This is a genomic window from Methanospirillum sp., from assembly GCF_035406105.1.
GTDB lineage: Archaea > Halobacteriota > Methanomicrobia > Methanomicrobiales > Methanospirillaceae > Methanospirillum.
In genome coordinates this window covers 1-4354 of the sequence record NZ_DAONKG010000203.1, presented here as the reverse complement: position 1 = coordinate 4354, position 4354 = coordinate 1, and the positions used below count along the sequence as shown (strand labels likewise).

Below are 4354 nucleotides of genomic sequence, written 5' to 3'. Positions count from 1 at the left end.
CTCACCTTTGAAGGCCCCGGACAGGGAGAGGTAATCAGGGTGCAGAAGATACCGTTCAGATATGACTGGGAAAAGGTGGTCGGCCCTGTCCTTGATTATGCAACAAAAAGACCGGATGTTGACCCTGACCGGATAGGCCTGTGGGGCATCAGCATGGGCGGATATCTGGCACCCCGTGCCGCTGCTTTTGATCACCGGATTCGTGCCCTGATAGCTGACAGTGCCATCTATGATATGGCACATGAGCAGGTCAGTCAGTTCAGACAGGGATTTCCTGACCCGCAGAATGTTACCCGGGAGGATGTGTTTGACTTCATCAGGGAGAACAAGGATTATATCAATAAAGATATGTCTGCCCGGATGAATAATTCGACCAGCATGGACTGGGCCATGACGCAGGGCATGTATGTCTTTGGCGTCCCGACTCCGGCTGATGTCATGCTTACCTATGAGCCATATACCCTTGAAGGCGTGATTGATAAGATTCAGGCATCAACACTGGTCTGCGAGGGGGTAAGTGATTCAAAACTTGGCGGCCAGTCACAGATATTTTATGAGGCCCTGAAATGCCCGAAGACCTACCTGGTTTTCACAGACGAGTATTGTGCCGGGGAACACTGCCAAATGGGTGCATCCGCTCTCTCATATCAGGCAAAATTCGACTGGCTTGATGAGCAGTTACACCCCTAAAAAATTTATTTCCAGATGACCTGGAGGGCATTTCTCCTTGGAATCTGGTGGGATTCATATCGCGGGTATCCGATCATCATCCCGTACATCGGCATATGATCCGGTGGAAGACCCAGACCTGCCACGAGTTCTGGTGATTCATTCATTGCTATCTGGACGATACCTGCCCAGCAGGTTCCAAGCTCAAACACCGGTGCAGCAAGATCAAGATGGGTCAGGGCAATGATTGCATCAATCAATCCAACGGGGTTGTCCTTATGGGTGTAGGCAAATATGAGGTGCGGAGCACCATGGCAGATATGGTCCTCTCCCCGTTCCCATGCCTCGATGATCATGGGGAGGATGGGTTTTAGTGGGTGTTCGATGTCTGTCTGCATCAGTTTGCACGCCCATTCAACCGTGCCTGCGACAATTTTTCTGACCTCTTCAGGATTTTCTATGACCAGCCAGCGGATCGACTGACTATTCATGGCAGTTGGGGCATACCTGACCATATCAAGAATTTTTTGCAACGTTTCCCGTGGGACGGTTTTATTCTTGTAACTCCGGATAGAACGTCTGACCATCATCAGCCGTGCAAGTTCCCCTGCTGACGGTATGGTATCTGCTACCCAGTCAGGAACAGGACCGGCTCCTTCATAATCAACGTCAATTGCTCCCTGTGGACAGAATGCACTGCAATGGCCGCATTTGCTGCAGAACGGGATCATATCCGGGTTTTGTGATGCGATTTTTGCCCCTTCTTTCATTTCAAGAATACAATACGGGCAGAGAGACAGACAGATTTTACATCCAGTGCATTTTTCCTGATCAATTGTGATAGTCGTCATAGTATCAATCTCGTACCATGTTTGAAATTTATTGCACAAATGCTCTAAATTTCATTACTATACAATTGGTAGTAATTATATTATAAATAATTGCATGCAAATCAATAGCAGATAATCAGGTATGAATGAGAAAGGTCAGTACCATTGTCCGGTTGAGGCTGCCCTGGCCGTTATTGGTGGAAAATGGAAGACACTCATCATCTGGCAATTAAAAGACGGCTGTCTCCGGTTTACCCAGCTCATGGATCGCATGCCCATGGTATCACCCCGGATGCTGACAAAGCAGCTTCGTGAGCTGGAGGATGACGGGGTAATTACCAGGACGATGTATCCGGAGGTCCCTCCACGGGTTGAGTACTCCCTTACCGATCTTGGGGCATCTGTCATTCCCGTACTTGAGTCACTCTGTGCCTGGGGATCAGAATACCTGCTTCATAACGGATGCCCTCTCCCGGAAAAAAAGTGCCAGGGTACACCTTCCCCCTGATCCCATACATCACTTAGAGAGATATGGGGATAGTTTTCGTTTTCCGAAACGGAATCTTTGGAGCTAGTCCAAAGAAGGATGGCTGTGCAGTTCCTTCAACCTGAATTGTTATTTCGCCTTGTATGAGGACCTGAAAACCTGCTTTGATAAGGTCGGCATTCTTTGCTGAAACCGGAAGCAGAATCGTGCTTTCACCGGTTCCAATATTCACATTCTCCGATTCCACATGACTGAGCGGTTCCCAGTTGCTCTCTTTCATATATGAGACATTTGCGATTATTTTTTGAAACGTGACTCCAAACGGATTAGGATTCTGTACATGCAAGGTAACATCCAGACCAAGATCGGTAGCATTGATGTATGCCAGTTCAACTGCCCCGACGGTTATGGTCGGCTCCTGAAAAAGAGCACTACATCCGCAGAGCAATATGGCTGCCATAAGGATTCCAGACAGCACGAGGGCGTAAAATTTGTTCATTTTTCTTCTCCCGGAATGGGTATTGGGTTCATACGATAATGAATGATATGATCTGGTTGGCCTTATGAGAGTGATGTTGTTATGTGGAAGCAGAGAAAATATTGTCAGAGAGAACGTTCTCTCCCCCGGACCCTTGAAAACCTCCCTACCATCACGATAATCATGAAATGTATCACACTTATCCTGATCACTCTGTTCTGTGTATCCGTTCTCCCGGTATCTGCCATTGAGAGTAAACCCACTGATACTCCTTTTCCATGGAAGGCAGATCAGCCTGCTCTGGAAGATATAACTCCGGTTAACAGAGATATAATTTCGTTGATTTCCCTGCTCCAGGAATTCGGGATTGATATCTCGTATGGGGAAGAGGGAGATATCTTCTCCATGGTCGATGAGTCACTGACCCGGATAATTGCATCGCTTGCATCCGGCAATGTGGAAGGGTTTATGGATATCCCGCTCATCCGGGAGACGTTAGATTATTTTGGTCTCTCTGCTGATGAGATCGTTTTCAGTCCAAATGAATCACCGGGCCGGATGGAGGCAATCGAAGCGTACACCCGGAAATATGGGAGCCGAACGGGCGTGTAACCCCCCTGTTACCTGTTGAACATGCGGATATCAGCGAACCATGCTCCGATCATCATCGTGCAGGTTTTTTTCAGGAACAAATAAATGCCGTCAATTATAATCTCCTTTTCATATATTCGGTGGTATTATGGGTATTCATGAGCAAAAGTCCTCTCGAGCCGTGGTATTTCTCCTCGTACTGTCCCTGGTACTTCTTGCCACGCTGCCCGGTTTCGTTCAGGCAGCAGTCTCTGAAGAACAGATAATCTTCAATGGTCCGTTTTTTGAAAATTATGGACAGGGATTTACGAACTGGACCGGTGATACTGCACCACCCAGCGGCACCCTGCTCCTTAAGGGAGTTCTGACTGCCATGCCTGATGTCGTGGCTCCCGGCGATGAGGTAGAATTCACCCTCAACCTGAACGTCTCTGCGATGAGCATAACCGGAAAAGACGGTGCCGTATTAAAGAACACTCAGGATCGAATCTGGTCCCTTGATACCGGAAAACTTCTTGGGGAACGGATACCTTTTCCCGTGATTCCTGATTCTGAACTGCTTGGTATTGGAATCGGCTCTCAGGTCCCAGGTCTTATTTTACGAAGCACGAAGAGGACAATTACGGTCCCTATTCCTGATACCGTGCAACCGGGCACCTATTCAATCAGAGCAGGTATTGTCGGTACAGATATGCGGACCGGGCCGGTAAATATCACGATACTGAATGGATCGCATGTATTCCAGGAAGATACCCTGAATGCATCGGTTGATAGTACCCCCACCCCAACACCTGCTCCCACCATACCCCCGGTGCAGGAACCTCCCGAAGAACCGGTATCTGATCCACGCTTTGCCGGGATGAGTGAAAAGATCGTCAACGAGCGGGGGATTCATGTCACCAGTATCTACCCATACTCCGGCGGAGCTGGCAATACCATGGGTATAAAAATATACGGAGATCACTTCACATCCCCCGTCTATGTCACCCTCGTAAAGGACACGGTTGGTATTAACGCGTATAACTATTGTTTTACCGAAAATCAGAAGTATGGCGTTGTGATGCTGGATATTCCTGAAGATGCAGAACAAGGAACATGGAATCTTGTCGTCACCACCAAAACCGGAAAAGCAACCATTCCTTTTGAAGTGACCGGGAAACAGATCGCACCGGTTATCATATCCGTTGATGCCCCGGTTTTAACCCCTGACAAGACGGGCGATGTGACGATCACTGGCCGGGAACTGATGGGGCCCTGTGAAGTCCTTCTTGCCGGAGACACCCTTACCTGGTTTTCATA

Annotated in this window: 6 protein-coding genes; 4 read left to right on the top strand and 2 right to left on the bottom strand. The window is 48.3% G+C overall.

From position 1 onward, the window contains the following. Nucleotides 1-690: alpha/beta hydrolase family protein (locus tag PLA23_RS10910; protein ID WP_324475197.1), on the top strand; the 690-nt coding region annotated here is incomplete at its 5' end. A 5-nt stretch (nt 691-695) separates the two neighbouring features. On the opposite strand, the gene PLA23_RS10905 is transcribed toward PLA23_RS10910, so the two are convergent. After that, on the bottom strand, nt 696-1520 hold the full coding sequence (locus PLA23_RS10905; protein WP_324475196.1) for a nitroreductase family protein: 825 nt from the start codon (nt 1518-1520) through the stop codon (nt 696-698). A gap of 121 nt (nt 1521-1641) precedes the next feature. Between PLA23_RS10905 and PLA23_RS10900 the strand changes: the two genes are divergently transcribed. Next, nucleotides 1642-2007, top strand: coding sequence for a winged helix-turn-helix transcriptional regulator (locus tag PLA23_RS10900; protein WP_324330353.1), 366 nt, complete (start codon nt 1642-1644; stop codon nt 2005-2007). Between the two features lie 13 nt (nt 2008-2020). Here PLA23_RS10900 and PLA23_RS10895 read toward each other — a convergent pair whose 3' ends face one another. Then, the gene (locus tag PLA23_RS10895) at nt 2021-2485 is read right to left on the bottom strand and encodes an LEA type 2 family protein (RefSeq protein ID WP_324330355.1); all 465 of its coding nucleotides are present in this window, start codon (nt 2483-2485) and stop codon (nt 2021-2023) included. Between the two features lie 81 nt (nt 2486-2566). On the opposite strand from PLA23_RS10895, the gene PLA23_RS10890 reads away from it, so the two are divergent. Both PLA23_RS10890 and PLA23_RS10885 read left to right on the top strand, forming a co-directional pair. After that, the gene (locus PLA23_RS10890) at nt 2567-3076 is read left to right on the top strand and encodes a hypothetical protein (protein WP_324475195.1); all 510 of its coding nucleotides are present in this window, start codon (nt 2567-2569) and stop codon (nt 3074-3076) included. Nucleotides 3077-3203: 127 nt separating this feature from the next. Then, nucleotides 3204-4354, top strand: a 1151-nt coding sequence (locus tag PLA23_RS10885) for a hypothetical protein (RefSeq protein ID WP_324475194.1), incomplete at its 3' end; no start/stop codon positions are given.

Coding starts and splice junctions, on each gene's coding strand:
- PLA23_RS10905 (WP_324475196.1), bottom strand. CDS start 1,520: ATGACGACTATCACAATTGATCAGGAAAAATGCACTGGATGTAAAATC.
- PLA23_RS10895 (WP_324330355.1), bottom strand. CDS start 2,485: ATGAACAAATTTTACGCCCTCGTGCTGTCTGGAATCCTTATGGCAGCC.
- PLA23_RS10890 (WP_324475195.1), top strand. CDS start 2,567: ATGTGGAAGCAGAGAAAATATTGTCAGAGAGAACGTTCTCTCCCCCGG.
- PLA23_RS10900 (WP_324330353.1), top strand. CDS start 1,642: ATGAATGAGAAAGGTCAGTACCATTGTCCGGTTGAGGCTGCCCTGGCC.